This is a genomic window from Arenimonas aestuarii (assembly GCF_054781715.1).
Window position 1 is genome coordinate 16873 of sequence record NZ_BAAGTW010000008.1, and the last position, 14518, is coordinate 31390.

General features: G+C 68.8%; 15 protein-coding genes. 6 read left to right on the top strand and 9 right to left on the bottom strand.

All coding sequences use genetic code 11. From position 1 onward, the window contains the following. The 4 genes from ACYVJH_RS11995 to ACYVJH_RS12010 are packed head-to-tail and all read right to left on the bottom strand — an operon-like array spanning nt 1 to nt 4715. Nucleotides 1-993 carry an AAA family ATPase gene (locus ACYVJH_RS11995; protein ID WP_460454889.1) on the bottom strand — a complete coding sequence of 331 codons (993 nt, stop codon included), beginning with the start codon at nt 991-993 and terminating at the stop codon, nt 1-3. 16 nt (nt 994-1009) lie between these two features. Then, the gene (locus ACYVJH_RS12000; RefSeq protein WP_460454890.1) at nt 1010-1708 is read right to left on the bottom strand and encodes a DUF4159 domain-containing protein; all 699 of its coding nucleotides are present in this window, start codon (nt 1706-1708) and stop codon (nt 1010-1012) included. A gap of 22 nt (nt 1709-1730) precedes the next feature. Next, a complete protein-coding gene (locus ACYVJH_RS12005; protein WP_460454891.1) occupies nt 1731-3065 on the bottom strand; it encodes a TldD/PmbA family protein in 1335 nt (444 codons plus the stop codon). Nucleotides 3066-3086: 21 nt separating this feature from the next. Then, nucleotides 3087-4715, bottom strand: coding sequence for a TldD/PmbA family protein (locus ACYVJH_RS12010; RefSeq protein ID WP_460454892.1), 1629 nt, complete (start codon nt 4713-4715; stop codon nt 3087-3089). Between the two features lie 161 nt (nt 4716-4876). Here ACYVJH_RS12010 and ACYVJH_RS12015 point away from each other — a divergent pair, with 161 nt between their 5' ends. The 4 genes from ACYVJH_RS12015 to ACYVJH_RS12030 all read left to right on the top strand — a co-directional run bounded on the left by ACYVJH_RS12015 (nt 4877) and on the right by ACYVJH_RS12030 (nt 8312). After that, a complete protein-coding gene (locus tag ACYVJH_RS12015; RefSeq protein ID WP_460454893.1) occupies nt 4877-5692 on the top strand; it encodes a DUF3014 domain-containing protein in 816 nt (271 codons plus the stop codon). A gap of 40 nt (nt 5693-5732) precedes the next feature. Beyond that, entirely contained in the window at nt 5733-6488 is a 756-nt protein-coding gene (locus ACYVJH_RS12020; RefSeq protein WP_460454894.1) for a C40 family peptidase, read from the top strand. A gap of 94 nt (nt 6489-6582) precedes the next feature. After that, nucleotides 6583-7611, top strand: coding sequence for a class I SAM-dependent methyltransferase (locus ACYVJH_RS12025; RefSeq protein ID WP_460454895.1), 1029 nt, complete (start codon nt 6583-6585; stop codon nt 7609-7611). Then, nucleotides 7608-8312 (top strand): pseudouridine synthase, encoded by a 705-nt coding sequence (locus ACYVJH_RS12030; protein WP_460454896.1) that lies wholly within the window; start codon nt 7608-7610, stop codon nt 8310-8312. The genes ACYVJH_RS12025 and ACYVJH_RS12030 overlap by 4 nt, the downstream gene beginning before the upstream one ends. Before the next feature lie 27 nt (nt 8313-8339). Here the strand turns inward: ACYVJH_RS12030 and ACYVJH_RS12035 are convergent, their stop codons facing one another. Further along, nucleotides 8340-8822, bottom strand: a complete 483-nt coding sequence (locus tag ACYVJH_RS12035) for a YajQ family cyclic di-GMP-binding protein (RefSeq protein WP_460454897.1) — start codon at nt 8820-8822, stop codon at nt 8340-8342. Nucleotides 8823-9006: 184 nt separating this feature from the next. Between ACYVJH_RS12035 and ACYVJH_RS12040 the strand changes: the two genes are divergently transcribed. After that, complete coding sequence (locus ACYVJH_RS12040) at nt 9007-9681, top strand: RcnB family protein (RefSeq protein ID WP_460454898.1); 675 nt, start codon at nt 9007-9009, stop codon at nt 9679-9681. Between the two features lie 54 nt (nt 9682-9735). Here ACYVJH_RS12040 and dinB read toward each other — a convergent pair whose 3' ends face one another. Together dinB and ACYVJH_RS12050 are read right to left on the bottom strand one after the other, a co-directional pair. Next, nucleotides 9736-10830 carry a DNA polymerase IV gene (gene dinB, locus ACYVJH_RS12045; RefSeq protein ID WP_460454899.1) on the bottom strand — a complete coding sequence of 365 codons (1095 nt, stop codon included), beginning with the start codon at nt 10828-10830 and terminating at the stop codon, nt 9736-9738. Beyond that, nucleotides 10827-11711, bottom strand: a complete 885-nt coding sequence (locus tag ACYVJH_RS12050) for a LytTR family DNA-binding domain-containing protein (protein ID WP_460454900.1) — start codon at nt 11709-11711, stop codon at nt 10827-10829. The genes dinB and ACYVJH_RS12050 overlap by 4 nt, the downstream gene beginning before the upstream one ends. A gap of 151 nt (nt 11712-11862) precedes the next feature. Here ACYVJH_RS12050 and ACYVJH_RS12055 point away from each other — a divergent pair, with 151 nt between their 5' ends. Then, nucleotides 11863-13053, top strand: a complete 1191-nt coding sequence (locus ACYVJH_RS12055; RefSeq protein WP_460454901.1) for an acyltransferase family protein — start codon at nt 11863-11865, stop codon at nt 13051-13053. Here the strand turns inward: ACYVJH_RS12055 and ACYVJH_RS12060 are convergent. After that, entirely contained in the window at nt 13003-14010 is a 1008-nt protein-coding gene (locus tag ACYVJH_RS12060) for a GlxA family transcriptional regulator (RefSeq protein WP_460454902.1), read from the bottom strand. The genes ACYVJH_RS12055 and ACYVJH_RS12060 overlap by 51 nt on opposite strands. Then, the gene (locus ACYVJH_RS12065; protein ID WP_460454903.1) at nt 13997-14431 is read right to left on the bottom strand and encodes a hypothetical protein; all 435 of its coding nucleotides are present in this window, start codon (nt 14429-14431) and stop codon (nt 13997-13999) included. The genes ACYVJH_RS12060 and ACYVJH_RS12065 overlap by 14 nt, the downstream gene beginning before the upstream one ends. Between the last annotated feature and the right edge of the window lie 87 nt (nt 14432-14518).

Below are 14518 nucleotides of genomic sequence, written 5' to 3' on the forward strand. Positions count from 1 at the left end.
TCAGGCCGGGTGCGGGACCGCGCGCAGCAGCGCCGCCACCACGTCGTCGGGCGATTTGAGCTCGGCCTCCGCGGCGAAGGACAGCAGCAGGCGGTGGCGAAGCACCGGCGCGGCCAGCGCCAGCACGTCGTCGCGGGTGACGGCGAAGCGGCCGTTGAGCAGCGCGCGCGCCTTGCAGGCCAGCACCAGCGACTGGCCGGCGCGTGGGCCCGCGCCCCAGCGCACGTACTGCGCGATCTCCGCCGGCGCGCCGGGGCCGGGCCGGCTCGAGCGCACCAGCCGCGTGATCCAGTCCAGCAGGTCGGCGCCCAGGTGGACTTCGCGCACGCGCGCCTGCAGGGCCAGCACGTCGTCGCCGCTCATCACGCGCGGCACCTTCGGGGTCTTGCCGCCGGTGGTCTGTTCGATGATGTCGCGTTCTTCGGCTTCGCTCGGGTAGTCCACCCGGATGTGCAGCAGGAAACGGTCGAGCTGGGCTTCGGGCAGGGGGTAGGTGCCGGCCTGTTCCAGCGGGTTCTGGGTGGCCAGCACGAAAAAGGGTTCCGGCAGCGGGTGCGTGGTGCCGGCATAGCTGACCGTGTGCTCCTGCATGGCCTCGAGCAGCGCGGCCTGGGTCTTGGGCGGCGTGCGGTTGAGTTCGTCGGCCAGCAGCAGGTGGGTGAAGACCGGCCCGGGCTGGAACTTGAAGTGGCGATGGCCGGTGCCGTGGTCCTCTTCCAGGATCTCGGTGCCCAGGATGTCGCTGGGCATCAGGTCGGGCGTGAACTGCACGCGCCGGAAGCCCAGGTCCAGGGCCTGGCCCAGCGTGCGAACCAGTAGGGTCTTGCCCAGGCCGGGCACGCCCTCGAGCAGGCAGTGGCCGCCGGCCAGCAGGCCGGTGAGCAGCTGTTCGACGACGTCGTGCTGGCCGACGATGGCCTGGCCGATCGCCTCGCGAAGCGGGGTGATGCGGTCGAGCAGGGTTTGCAGGTCGTCGGGGGTCTTGGTGTTCATCGCGGTTCCATCCGGGTCAGGCGGTCAGTGCGTACATCACGATGTTGACGGCGAACTTGGTGTTGTCTTCGGCCAGCCAGCGTTTGTTGCGCCAGTCGTAGTCCCATTCGCAGCCATAGTCCTTGTTGCTGTAGAGCACGCCCAGGCGGCCGTCGACCTCGATGCCCTTGAGGTGGTCGTGCACCAGGTCGTCGCCCCAGCCGTTGAGCTCGAAGCCCGTGGTGGGTGGGCCGTCGAAGCGGAAGAAGCTCGAATACAGCGGGTGCCGGTTCGAGAGCTTCTGCAGCGCGCGCGGGCCGAAGATGGACGCCATCTCGGCTTCGAACGATGTCGCGAACAGGCCGTCTATGTCGTGGTTGCAGTCGTCCACGAATACGAAGCCGCCGGCGCGCACGTAGGCCTCGAAGTTGCGGCGTTCGTCCGGGTTGAACTCCACCAGCTTGTGGCCGGCCAGGTAGCAGAACGGTGCCTGCAGCATGCGCGGGTCGGCCAGCGCCAGCACGTGCTCCTTCGGGTCCACGCGCAGCCGGGTGTAGTCGATCAGCGAGGTGATGATGTTCGCCGGCATGCGCTGGTCCACGTCCCAGTCGCCCGAGTCGTACATCAGCCGGGTGAACCAGAAGTCGTAGTCGTCGGACGCCGCGAAGGCGCGGCGCCCCGGCAGGGCCAGGGCGCCGGAGGCGGCGAGCAGGGACAGGAAACCGCGTCGGTTCATCGGTTTCCCATCCCCGCGGGCATCACACCGCGTCGGACAGCGAGGTGAAGGTGAAGTCGCGCAGCTTCATCGGCGGGATCATCATCGTGAACGGGGACTCGTCGCCGCTGATGCGCACCGGCTTGCCCAGTTCCTCGATGTTGTTGAGCATGATCACCGGCGATTCGTTGAAGCGGAAGTTCTTCACCGGGTGCTTGATCTCGCCGTTTTCGATGTAGAAGGTGCCGTCGCGGGTCAGGCCGGTCAGCAGCACGGTCTGCGGGTCGACCATGCGGATGTACCAGGTGCGCGTGACCAGGATGCCCTTCTGCGTGCCCTTCACCAGGTCGGCCGTGGACTTGTCGCCACCGGCCATCAGCAGGTTGCCGGGCTGGCCCATGGCGCGCTTGCCCTTCTCCTTGGCCCAGAAGCGCGAGTACTGCAGGTATTCGACCTTGCCGTCCTTGATGATCGGGTGCTTCTCGCGCGGCAGGCCCTGGTCGTCCCAGGGCATGACCGCGGCTTCGGGATGCCAGGGGTCGGCCATGATGTTCACGCGCGGGTCGTAGACCTGCTCGCCCAGGCGCGTGCCGCCGCCCTTCTTGGACAGGAAGCTCCGGCCCTCGTCGGCCTGGCGGGCGTCGAAGAAGAACATCATGAAGCTGATCAGGCCGGCGGCCGCGGCCGGTTCAAGGATGACCGTGTACTTGCCGGGCTCGAGCGCCTTGGCCTCGGCCGAATCGCGCGCCTTCTGGATGGCCACGGCGATGGCGTCGTCGGCGTCGAAGTCGCGGATGTCGCCGGTGTTGCGCGTCACCCAGCCCGAACCGCGGCCGTCTTCGGTGCGCACCGTGCAGGTGTAATTGACGTTGGTGGCCTTCTGGTAGCCGAAATTGCCCTTGGAGTTGGCGAAGGCGAAGAAGCCGTTCTCGTCCTGCAGGAAGCCGGCAGCGATCAGGTTGCCGTCCTTGCTGGGACCGATCGAGGCCGCGGCCACCTGGGCGCGCTGCGCGGGCGTGATGTCGGCGGTGGCCTGCACGAAGGTCGGCGAGGGCTTGTAGTCCTGCTTGCCGATGATGGACATGTATTCCGGGTTTTCCGGCGCCAGTCGCGCCAGCTCCTCGGAGCGCCGGACCACGCGCTCGAGCGAGGCGTCGTCGAAGCTGTTGATGGTGGTGATGCCCTCGCGCTTGCCGAACGCCGACTGCACGATCAGCTGGGCGTTGGAGACGATGCCGCTGGTCGAGACGTTGTTCAGCGCGAAACGGATGTTTCCGCTGATCGAACCCGACAGGGTCGCCGTGCATTCGTCGGCCTGCGACAGCTTGATGACCTTGTCGAGGATCGCCTTGGCCTGTTCTTCGGTGTAGATGCTCATGGTTTAAGGCTCCTGCGCCGGTCAGCCGAGGTTGCGGGCGGTGTTGATGACGTTCATGCCGTCGAAACGGGCCGTGGACGAACCGTGCGAGACGGCGGAAACCTGGCCGGGCTGGCCCTTGCCGTCGAAGAAGCTGCCGCCGATGCGGTAATCGGATTCGTCGCAGATGGCCGTGCAGGCGTTCCAGAATTCCGGCGTGCGGATCTGGTAGGCCACGTCCTCGAGCATGCGGGTGATCTTGCCGTTTTCGATTTCGTAGAACAGCTGGCCGCCGAACTGGGCGTTGTAGCGCTGCTGGTCGATCGAGAACGAACCGTCGCCGATGATGTAGATGCCCTTCTCGACGTCCTTGATCATGTCCTCGACGCTGAGCTTCTTCTTGCCCGGCGCCAGCGACACGTTGGCCATGCGCTGGAACTGCACGCTGGCCCAGGAATCGGCGTAGCAGCAGCCGTGCGATTCCTCTTCGCCGATGATGTGGACCTGGTCGCGGATGGCCTGGTAATTGACCAGCACGCCGTCCTTCACCAGGTCCCATTTCTTGGTCTTGACGCCTTCGTCGTCGTAGCCGACCGCACCCAGGCTGCCTTCCTGCACCTTGTCGGCGAACAGGTTGACGATGTCGCTGCCGTACTGGAACTTGTTCTCGCGCTTGTCGAGCGTGGCGAAGCTGGTGCCGGCGTAGTTGGCCTCGTAGCCCAGCACGCGGTCGAGCTCGAGCGGGTGGCCGACGTTTTCGTGGATGGTCAGGAACAGGTTGGTCGGGTCGAGCACCAGGTCGTACTTGCCCGGCTTGACCGAGGGGGCCTTGAGTTTTTCCCGGGCCTGCTTGGCGGCGGCGACGGCGTCCTCGATCATGTCGTAGGACTTGCCGTAGTTGACGATGCCATTGGGCGAGACGAAGCGGTCGCCCGGCTTGCCTTCCAGGTATTCGTAACCCAGGCCCATCGGCGCCGAAAGGCCGTCGCGGGTGCGGAACTTGCCGCTTTCCTTGTCCACGGCGGTCACCGTGAACGGCGCCCAGATGCGGTGCACGTCCTGGTCGATGTAGCTGCCGTCGGTGGACGCGAAGTATTTCTGTTCGTTGACCAGGAACAACGTGGAATTGACGAAGTTGGCGCCGGCGGCCATCGCCGCGGCGTTCACGCCCAGCAGCAGGTCCACCTTCTCCTTCACCGGCACTTCCATGGCGTTCTTGACGATCGGCGTGCGCCAGCTGACCTCGCCGAAGCCCTTCACCGGCGCCAGCTGCACCGGCGTGGTCTGCAGGCCGGCGTTGGCCTTGGCGATCGCGGCGGCCTGGCGGGCCGCGTTGGCGACGCCGGACGTGCTCAGGTCGCTGGTGGCGGCGAAGCCCCAGGCGCCGTTGGCGATCACGCGGATGCCGACGCCGGTGGATTCGGTGTTCACTACGTTCTGCACCTTGTCTTCGCGGGTGACCACGAATTGCTGCAGATAGCGGCCGATGCGGACGTCGCAGTAGCTGGCGCCGGCGTCGCGGGCGGCCTGCAGGGCAGCGTCGGCCATCGCCTTCTTGATGCTGATGTCGAGGGAGGTGACCAGTTCGTCGGCGGCGATAACGCGACCGAAGGGCATCATCAGGCCGGCGAGGCCCACTCCCGACATCGTCAGGAAATTACGTCTGTCCATCGTGTCACTCCAAAGGCAAGGGGCTGGCCCGCCCGACTCTGGGTTGGCGCGGCGGGGGGCGTCAAGTGACGATTGGCCTAGGCTCGGTCGTGCGCGCGTTCCGCGGAACTTAAGCGCACTGGCGTAGTCTCACGGGGCGTCCCGCCGCAAGGAGTCTTCACATGAGCAGACAATTCAAGGCCGGCCCCTGGCTGGCCGTCGCCTTCCTCGCCGTATGCGGCGTACTGGCCTGGAAGTACTACCCGCGTGAAGACGCGGTGCCGGCGTCGCCGGCCGAAACCATTGCACCGGCTCCCGAGGCTCCGCGCGAGCCGCAGGTGCTGCACCCGATCGAGGACGTGCCGGTGCTGCCGGAAGAAGCCCCCGCCGAACCGCTGCCGGCGCTGGCCGACAGCGACGCCGTGGCCTGGGCGGCGCTGGCGGGCCTGCTCGACGGAGGCGACCTTGCGGCGTTCCTGGTGCCCGACTACCTCGTGCAGCGCCTGGTGACGACCATCGACAACCTGCCGCGCCGCGACATCACCCGCCAGGCCTATGCCGCCCGCCCCGTGACCGGTGACCTGGCCGTCGGCGTGTCCGGCGAGCAGCGTTACCTCGACCGCGCCAACTTCGCCCGCTACGACACCGCCGTGGCCACGTTCGAGCGCGTGGATTCGCGCCGGCTCGTTTCGGCCTACGTGCGCCTGTATCCACTGTTCGAGCAGGCCTATCGCGAGGTCGGCGTGCCCGGGCGGACCTTCAACGACCGCCTGGTGGAAGTCATCGACCACCTGCTGGCCGCGCCCGAACCGGGCGACAACCTGGCCTTGGTGCCCGTGCCGGGCCGGCCGCGCTGGGCCTTCGCCGACCCGCGCCTGGAACAGGCTTCGATCGGCCACAAGGCGCTCTGGCGCATGGGTCCGGACCATGCCACCCGCGTGAAGGCCAAGCTGGGCCAGCTGCGCGAGCTGCTGGCGGCCCAGCGCCCGGCCGGCTGAAAGCTGCCCGGGGGCCGGGCCATGCGCTAGGCTGCGGCGCATGTCGCCACTCCGATCCATCGGGCGCCGGCTGGCCCGTTTCCTGGCCAAGCCGCGCGAACGAAGCAGCCACCTCCCCACCAGCCCGCCGCGGCTGCTCGCCGCGACCCTGCGCAAGGGCGACGTGCTGCTGGTCGAGGGCAGCAGCCGCTTCGCGACGGCCATCAAGTACCTGACGCAATCCACGTGGTCGCACGCGGCCCTGTGCATCGGTGACACCCTCGGGCCGGCCGCCGACGGCGACGAGCCGCGCATCTTCGTGGATGTGGACGTGGTCGAAGGCGTGCGCACCATCCCGCTGTCCACCTTTGCCGGCCTGCACGCGCGCATCTGCCGGCCGGTGGGCCTGCTGGACGAGGAGATCGACGCGCTGGTGCGCTTCATGCTCGATCGCAAGGGCATCACCTACGACCTCAAGAACATCTTCGACCTGGCGCGTTACCTGGTGCGCACGCCGCCGGTTCCCGGTTCGATGAAGCGCCAGCTGCTGGCGCTGGGCAGCGGCGAGCCGACCAAGGCGATCTGCTCGACCCTGCTGGCCCAGGCCTTCGAATCGATCCGCTATCCGATCCTGCCGGAGATCGAACGCGTGGACGCCGGCACCCTCGGTGGCAAGCTTGCCCGCCGGGAGATCCTGCACATCCGCCACCACAGCCTCTACGTGCCGCGCGACTTCGACGTCTCGCCGTTTTTCGAGATCGTCAAACCGCGCCTGGCCCAGGGTTTCGACCACCGGGCGCTGGAATGGAAGGCCTGAGGCCGCCCCCGGCAGCGACCCGCGAGCGCATCGCCGCCGACGCCTGAAGCCCACGGGTTAGACTTGCGGCCCCGCTGCCGCTACCGCCGAATTCGTGACTGCCGATCCCGCGCTCGACACCTTGTTGTTGCCCCTGGCCTCCGGCGCGCTGGAATGGCCGGCGCCGGGTGCTTGCCTGTTCCTGCGCGCGCGCACGGGCCCGGCGCTCAATGCCGCGCGCCGGCACCGGCCGGTGTGCGAGCAGGGTTTCAAGCCCTGGGCGGACGCGCTGGCCAAGGATGGATTCGCGGTCTCGGAATCCAATACCGGCCGTTTCGGGCTGGTGATGCTGCTGGCGCCACGCCAGCGCGAAGAATCCCGGGCGCTGCTCGCGCGTGCGGTCGACCAGGCGGGCCACGGCGGCGTGGTGCTGGCCTGCGCGGCCAACAAGGAAGGAGCGCGTTCGATGCAGGACGACCTCGAGCGCCTGGCCGGTTCGGTGCACGTGCTGGGCAAACACCATTGCCGGGCGGTCTGGACCGCGCCCCTGGGCGAGTCCGTTGACAGCGTCCTGCTGGCCCAGTGGCGTGAACTGGATGCGCCGCGGCCGATCCTGGACGGGCGATTCCAGAGCCGGCCGGGCCTGTTCGCCTGGGACCGCATCGACGCCGCGTCGGCGCTGCTGGCGGCGAACCTGCCCACCGACCTGGCGGGCGAGGGCGCCGACCTGGGGGCCGGCTGGGGTTACCTGGCCGCCGAGGTGATGGACCGCTGCCTCGGCGTCACCGCGCTCGACCTCTACGAAGCCGAGGCCCGCGCGCTGGCACTGGCCCGCAGCAACCTGGCGGGCCGGCGGTTCACGCCCGGCCTGCACTGGCACGACGTCACCGCCGGCCTGCCGCGGCGCTACGACTTCGTCGTCTCCAACCCGCCCTTCCACCAGGGCCGCGCTGACCAGCCCGAGCTGGGCCAGGCCTTCATCCACGCCGCGGCCCAGGCGCTGCGGCCCGGTGGCCGCCTGTGCCTGGTGGCCAACCGCCACCTGCCCTACGAACAGGCCCTGGCGCGGGGTTTCGGCGAGGTGCGCAAGCTCGCCGATGCCGGTGGTTTCAAGGTCATCCACGCGGTGAAGGCGGGCGCATGAAACTGGTCAAGCTCATCGCCAACCTCGGTTACGGCAGCCGCAAGCAGGTGGCGCTGATGTTCCGCGAAGGCCGCATCACCGACGCCGCCGGCGAGGTGCTGTACGCCGACGACGCGGTGGAGCATGCCGACGTGCGCGTCGACGGCGAGCCGCTGGACCCGCCGCAGGGTTTGCTGCTTTTGCTGCACAAGCCGGTGGGCTACACCTGTTCCACCAAGGACCCGGGGCGGGTGGTCTACGACCTGCTGCCGCCGCGCTTTCGCCTGCGCAACCCGGCCCTGTCCACGGTCGGACGGCTCGACCGCGATACCTCGGGCCTACTGCTGATGACCGACGACGGTGCGCTGCTGCACCGGATCACCTCGCCCAAGGCGATGCTGCCCAAGATCTACGAAGCGGTGCTGGCCGAAGACCTGCGTGGCGACGAGGCGGCGATATTCGCCAGCGGCACGCTGATGCTGGAATCGGAGAAAACGCCGCTGGCGCCCGCCGGGCTCGACGTGCTGGAGCCGCGCCGCGCCCAGGTCACCCTGGTCGAAGGCCGCTACCACCAGATCCGCCGCATGTTCGCCGCGGTTGGGAACCACGTGCACAGCCTGCACCGCCACCGCCTGGGTGGCCTGGACCTGGACGGGCTGGCCCCCGGCGAGTGGCGGCTGCTCAACGACGCCGACCGCAGCAGGCTCTTCAATCCCGGCTGATCCCCGCCTGGGAGGAGTCCGGGGGCGTCAGTCGCGGAAGTTGTCGAACTGCAGCGGGATTTCCAGGTCCGACTTCTTCAGCAGGGCCATGGCGTCCTGCAGGTCGTCACGCTTCTTGCCCGAAACGCGCAGCTTGTCGCCGTTGATCTGGGCCTCGACCTTGATCTTGGCTTCCTTGAGCGTGGCGACGATCTTCTTGGCCAGCTTCTGCTCGATGCCCTGCTTGACGGTGATCTTCTGGCGCGCCTGGGCCAGGTTGATCTCCGGTTCGCCCTCGTCCAGGCAGCGGATGTCGATGCCGCGGGCAATCAGCCGTGCGCGCAGGATGTCGAGCATCTGCTTGAGCTGGAAATCACTCGGTGCCTTCTGGGTGACCACGAAGCCGTCAAGCTCGAAGCTCGCGTCCTGGCCCTTGAAATCGAAGCGGTTGCCGAGCTCGCGATTGGCGGTGTCAACGGCGTTGGTCAGTTCATGTTTGTCCACTTCGGACACGACGTCGAACGAAGGCATGGCGGCTCCCGGTTGGTTTTTGGCCATTCTAGCCGAGCCGGACCGGCATTCATCCGGCTGAACGGGGGGCTGGCCTTCACGCCGGGCGAACGGCGGATTCAAGGGCAATTCAGCGCCGCGAACACAATCATTCGCTCCGTGGACGGCCCTGCCGCCCGCGCTCCGTAGCCCGAGGGATCCGAACATGAAAAGAGTATTGATGGTTTCGATGGCCGTCCTGCTGGCCGGTGCCACGGTGATGCCGGCCGCGGCACAGGACGTGCGCGCCCGCGTCGTCGCAGGTGCGTCGGCCCAGGACAACAAGGGCCCCGTGCGGGTGGATCGCCGCGATGATCGTCGCGAAGACCGCCGCGGCAACCGCGGCAATCACCGTGACGACCGCCGCGACTGGCGTGCCGATCGCGGCAGCGAGCGGCATGAGCGGCATGATCGGCGGGATAACCATCGGGACTGGCGCGCCGATCGCCGCGAGGACCGCCATGACGGTCGCCATGATCGCCGCGAATGGCGCCAGGACCGTCGGGACGATCGCCGCGACTGGCGCCACGACCGTCGCCACGACCGTCACTACGCGCGTCACGACGACCGCCGCTGGCGCGGTTACCAGTGGCGCCCCGAGTATCGTTACCGCGCGTCGACGCGCTACGTCTATCCGTCGGGACACCGCTACGTGCGCTGGGGCGTTGGCCACCGGATGCCGCCGGCGTACTACAGCCGTCCGTATTACGTCGACTACAGCCGTTACCAGCTCCCGCCGCCGCCCTACGGTCACCGCTGGGTCCGTTCCGACCGTGACGTGGTGCTCGTAGCCCTGGCCACCGGTCTGGTGCTGGACGTGCTCTACGACCTGTACTACTGAGCCATCGTGCGAGGTGGTTCTCCGACGGGCGGCCGCAAGGCCGCCCGTCTTGTTTCAGTCGCCGGCGTCCTGCCCGCCATCGAACAGGCCCGGCTGCGGCGGTGCTTCGTGATCGCCGCGGAAGTTGGCCAGGCCCACGCCCACCAGCCGGAAACGCGTGCTCGCCGGCAGGTCCACGCGCTGGCGCAGGTCCAGCGCAAGCGCCGTGAATTCCTCCAGGGTGGCGGGCATCACGGCCGGCGTCAGGCTGCGGGTGAGGATGCGGAAGTCGGCGGTCTTGAGCTTGAGCACGATGGTGCGCGGACTGCGCCCGGGTTCGCGCCGGGCCGCGGCCCAGGCCTTGGCGGCCAGGCGAACGATGGCGTCGCCGGTCTGTTCCAGCGGCAGGTCGGCTTCGAAGGTGTCCTCGGCCGAGACCTGGGTAGTGGGGCGTTCGCTTTGCACCGGATGCTCGTCGATGCCCAGCGAAAGTTCGTGCAGTCGCCGGCCCCAGCGTCCGAACCGGGCTTCCAGGGCTTCGCCGCCAAAACCGCGCAGCTGACCCACGCTTTGGATGCCCAGCGCGGCCAGCTTGCCTTCCATCACCCTGCCCACGCCCGGGATCTTGCCGACCGGCAGCGGTGCCAGGAAGTCAGCCACCATGGCCGGCTTGACCACGTAGATGCCGTCGGGCTTGCGCCAGTCGCTGGCGATCTTGGCCAGGAACTTGTTGGGCGCGACGCCGGCCGAGGCGGTCAGCGCCGTTTCCTCGCGGATCTGGGCGCGCACCGATTCGGCGACGGCGGTGGCGCTGGCCAGGCCGAGCTTGTTTTCGGTGACGTCCAGGTAGGCCTCGTCCAGCGAAAGCGGCTCCACGAGGTCGGTATGCCGGGCGAAGATCTCCCGCACCTGCCGGGACACCGCCTTGTAGCGCGCGAAGTCGGGCGGCACGAACACCGCCTGCGGGCATAGTTTTTCCGCCCGCAGCGCCGGCATCGCCGAGCGCACGCCGAAGGTGCGCGCTTCGTAGCTGGCGGCGCAGACCACCGACCGGGCCCCGCGCCAGGCCACCACCACCGGACGCCCGCGCAGCGAAGGGTCGTCCCGCTGTTCCACGGAGGCGTAGAACGCGTCCATGTCCACGTGCACGATCTTGCGCGGCGCGGTCACGGTGTGGCGCCGAGCCGGTCCTTCAGGGCGGCCCGGTAGCGGCGGCTGCAGGGCAGGATGCTGCCGTCGTGCAGGTGGATGCGGGCGTCGCCGGTGTCCAGGGGTTCGATGCTGGCGACATGATCGAGATTGACGATGTGGCTGCGGTGCACCCGCTGGAAGCGGGCCGGGTCGAGCCGCGCCTCGATGGCCGAGATGGTCGTGCGCAGCGGGTACTCGCGGCCGCGCACGCGCAGGTTCACGTAGTTGCCCGAGGCCTGCAGGGCCTCGATGTCGCTGGCCGCGACCAGGAATTCGCGACCGAGCTTGCGGACCAGGAAACGTTCCGGGCGTTCGACCGGTTCCTCGGGCGGGGCATCGTCGGGGGCATCGAGCAGGCGTGCTTCGCCCTGGAGGCGCCGGAGCACGAAGCGATAGGCTTCGATCAGCAGCACCAGGCCGGCGTAGGTCCGCACGTCCTTGAGGTACTCGTAGGTCAGCTGACGGCCCCAGGGTCCGAAGTCGTAGCTCTCGCCAGCCGCGGCGTACACGGCCATGCGCAGGGCCACCATGCCCAGCACGTGCAACGCGCAATACGCCAGGCTGCCGGCGACATGGGCCGCCAGCACGCGCCGCCAGTCGTCCAGGACCAGGGGGAAACGCCGGGTGTACCAGACCACCGCGGGCACCAGGGCCAGGAAGACCAGATTGCTCGACCATTCCCAGATCGCCGGTTCCAGGGGGTGGTGGGCGATGCCGGCCCGGCGCAGCTCCATGCCCACGGTGAGGGTATTGGCGGTGGCGCTGACAACCACCACCCCGATCCAGTAGCCCCATTCCAGCCAGCGGCGGTGGGGCAGGAAGCGTTCATAGGCGGTGCGGGGCGGGGACGGCGCGGGCATCGGCGCATTCTAGGCGGCAGCCGGCAAAAGCGCGCCCCGGTTCGTCCCGGGATACCGCGATTCGTCCCCGGGACCCGGCAACCGGTCACCCCGCGCTGGCGGGGCGCAGGGCGCCGCGGCGAGGCTGCCCCGACGTCCACCGGAGCCCGCCATGCAACGCCGCCACGACCTCGACGCCTTGCGCGTCCTCGCCATCCTGTCCCTGATCGCCTACCACTGCGGCATGCTCTACGTCGCTGACTGGGGCTGGCATATCAAGTCCAGCTACCTGCAGGAGTGGCTGCAATGGCCGATGCTGGCCATGAACCGCTGGCGCATGGCCCTGCTGTTCCTCATCTCGGGCCTGGCCATCGGCCTGTACCAGCCGGAGCGGGGGCCGGGACGTTTTGCCCTGCTGCGCACCTGGCGACTGTTCCTGCCCCTGCTCTTCGGCATGCTGGTCATCGTGCCGGTGCAGGCCTACTGCCAGGGCGTGGTCAATGGCACGGTGTCGCCGGGCTACGGCGCTTTCCTGCTGCGCTACTGGGAACTTCGCCCCTGGCCCGAGGGTGGTTTCGACGGCGCCGAACACGGGGTCACCTGGAACCACCTGTGGTACCTGGCCTACCTGTGGGTCTACAGCCTGTTGCTGGTTGCGATACTGCCGCTGCTGCGGTCCCGGCCCGGCCAGCGCCTGCAGGCGGCCCTGGGCGGTCTGCGCGGCTGGCGCCTGGTGCTGGTTCCGGCGCTGCCCTTGGTGCTCTACATGAACGTGCTGATGCCTCGGTTCGAGTCCACCAACGCCTTGCTCGACGACTGGTTCCAGCACGCGCAGTTCTTCACCGTGTTCGTTTATGGCTACCTGCTGGCCCGCGTGCCGGGCTTCTGGGCCGAACTGGCCCGCCTGCGCAGGCCGCTGGCGATGGCCGCGGTGGCGATGTTGCTGGTCTACGTGCCGGTGCTCAAGCTCGATGTTGTCTTTCCTGAGTGGGCGCTGGTGGCGATGCGCTGCCTGCGCGGCCTCATCGTGTGGACGGTGCTGCTGGCGGTGCTGGCCTGGGCCCGCCACGCCCTGGACCGTCCGTTCCGCTGGCTGCCCTATGCCAGCGAGGCGGTCTACCCCTGGTACGTGATCCACCAGAGCGCCACCGTGCTGCTGGCCTACTGGCTGGTGCCGCTGGAGCTGGGCGCATGGCGCGAAGCCACGCTGGTGGTGCTGGGCACGCTGGCCGCCTGCGCCCTGGGCCACGAAATCGTCCGGCGGGTGGGCGTGCTGCGGCCGCTGTTCGGGCTCAAGCGCCGCAAGCCGGCGTCAGTGCGGCCGCAGGCGGAACCGCTCGCGGTAGTCGGCGGGCGTGAGTGAGGTGGCGCGCTTGAACAGCTTGCGGAAGCTCGACGTATCCGAATACCCACAGCGCTCGACGATCTCGTCGAAGCTCAGCAGCGTCGTCTCCAGCAGCGCCTTGGCCCGTTCGACCCGCAGGTGCTGCAGGTGGGCGAGCGGGCTGGCGTTGTAGTGCTGGCGGAAATGCCGCAGCAGGCTGCGCTCACTGGTGCCGCAGTGCCTTGCCAGCTCGGTGATGGTCAGCTCGCGGTGCAGTTCGCGCTGCAGAAAGCCTTCGGCCTTTTCCGACAGCGAGTGCCGCGGTCGTTCGGCCAGGGCCAGGCTGATGTAGGGCGCCTGGCTGGTGCGGTCGGGGTCGAGCAGCATCATGCGGGCGGTGTTCTGGGCCAGCGCGGGGTCGGTCACGCGCCCGAGCAGCTGGAGCAGGTAGCCCATCACCGCGGTGCTGGCGCCGGTGGTGGCGATGTTGCCGTCCTCGACCACCATGCGCTGCACGTCCAGTCGCACCCGCGGGTAGTGGCTCCGGAAGGCGCCGTCGAGCCACCAGCTGGTGGTGGCCTCGTGGCCATCGAGCAGGCCGGCTTCAGCCAGCAGCAGGCTGCCGCAGCAGCTGGCGGCCAGCGGAACGCCGCGCAGCGACAGTGCCCGCAGCAGTTCGATCTCGGGGCCGTAGGCGTGCAGCTGTTCCAGCGCGTCGTGCACGCTGGCGTGCATGTAACCGGGCACCAGCAGCAGGTCGAGCGCGCGGTCGGGTGAGTGCACGGGGCCGATCACAAGACCGTCGCCGACGGTGATGGTGGCCTGGCCACGGGCGCCCACCAGCACCGACTCCAGTCTCAGCCCGGTGGCCGGGTCGCGAAGCTGGGCCAGCTTCTGCGCGATCTTCAGCAGGTCCATCGCGCCGGTGTAGGAGGACGGCATGGCGCCATCCATGGCCAGCAAGCCAAGGGTGAACCGGCCTTCAGCGGGCGACATAGATCGACCCGGAATTATCCGACAGCCAGTCCAGCAGCACCCGTGGCACGGCCATGGCCGGCAGCGGGCCGGCGGTGGCCTGGCTGCAGTCGAGCAGCCGCACGCGGCCGGGGTGGCCTTCGGGCAGGGCCGTCGCCGACGGCGCCACCAGGGTTGGCTGTCCCTGGTCGTCACGGGTCAGCAGCCACAGGCCCGGCGGGGGTGCGCTGCCGAGTTCACAGCTATCGGCGACCCGGAGCTTCAGGTCGGGGCCGTCGGCCGGCAGCAGGCGCCAGCGGCGCAGGGGGGCATCGAAAACGGCGTCGTAGCGCGTGCCTTCGACAAAAATCGACTCGTCGGCGACCGGTGCCGCGGCTTGGGAGGCCACGGGGTGGACGGACAGCATTGCGGTCAGCAGGGCCAGGATCATCAGGCGTTTCATGGCGGATTCCTCGTGTCCCGGGCGGGGGTGCCGGGGTGCACATAGGGTCGCGCTGGCGAGTTTGGCCCGGCAGTGGCGAAAACGCCA

Excerpts from the sequence above, each read along its gene's own strand:
- ACYVJH_RS12035 (WP_460454897.1), bottom strand. The coding sequence starts at position 8,822 with ATGCCTTCGTTCGACGTCGTGTCCGAAGTGGACAAACATGAACTGACC.
- ACYVJH_RS12060 (WP_460454902.1), bottom strand. The coding sequence starts at position 14,010 with ATGTCGCCCGCTGAAGGCCGGTTCACCCTTGGCTTGCTGGCCATGGAT.
- ACYVJH_RS12005 (WP_460454891.1), bottom strand. The coding sequence starts at position 3,065 with ATGAGCATCTACACCGAAGAACAGGCCAAGGCGATCCTCGACAAGGTC.
- ACYVJH_RS12050 (WP_460454900.1), bottom strand. The coding sequence starts at position 11,711 with ATGCCCGCGCCGTCCCCGCCCCGCACCGCCTATGAACGCTTCCTGCCC.
- ACYVJH_RS12055 (WP_460454901.1), top strand. The coding sequence starts at position 11,863 with ATGCAACGCCGCCACGACCTCGACGCCTTGCGCGTCCTCGCCATCCTG.
- ACYVJH_RS12015 (WP_460454893.1), top strand. The coding sequence starts at position 4,877 with ATGAGCAGACAATTCAAGGCCGGCCCCTGGCTGGCCGTCGCCTTCCTC.
- ACYVJH_RS11995 (WP_460454889.1), bottom strand. The coding sequence starts at position 993 with ATGAACACCAAGACCCCCGACGACCTGCAAACCCTGCTCGACCGCATC.
- ACYVJH_RS12040 (WP_460454898.1), top strand. The coding sequence starts at position 9,007 with ATGAAAAGAGTATTGATGGTTTCGATGGCCGTCCTGCTGGCCGGTGCC.
- ACYVJH_RS12020 (WP_460454894.1), top strand. The coding sequence starts at position 5,733 with ATGTCGCCACTCCGATCCATCGGGCGCCGGCTGGCCCGTTTCCTGGCC.
- ACYVJH_RS12030 (WP_460454896.1), top strand. The coding sequence starts at position 7,608 with ATGAAACTGGTCAAGCTCATCGCCAACCTCGGTTACGGCAGCCGCAAG.
- ACYVJH_RS12010 (WP_460454892.1), bottom strand. The coding sequence starts at position 4,715 with ATGGACAGACGTAATTTCCTGACGATGTCGGGAGTGGGCCTCGCCGGC.
- ACYVJH_RS12000 (WP_460454890.1), bottom strand. The coding sequence starts at position 1,708 with ATGAACCGACGCGGTTTCCTGTCCCTGCTCGCCGCCTCCGGCGCCCTG.
- ACYVJH_RS12065 (WP_460454903.1), bottom strand. The coding sequence starts at position 14,431 with ATGAAACGCCTGATGATCCTGGCCCTGCTGACCGCAATGCTGTCCGTC.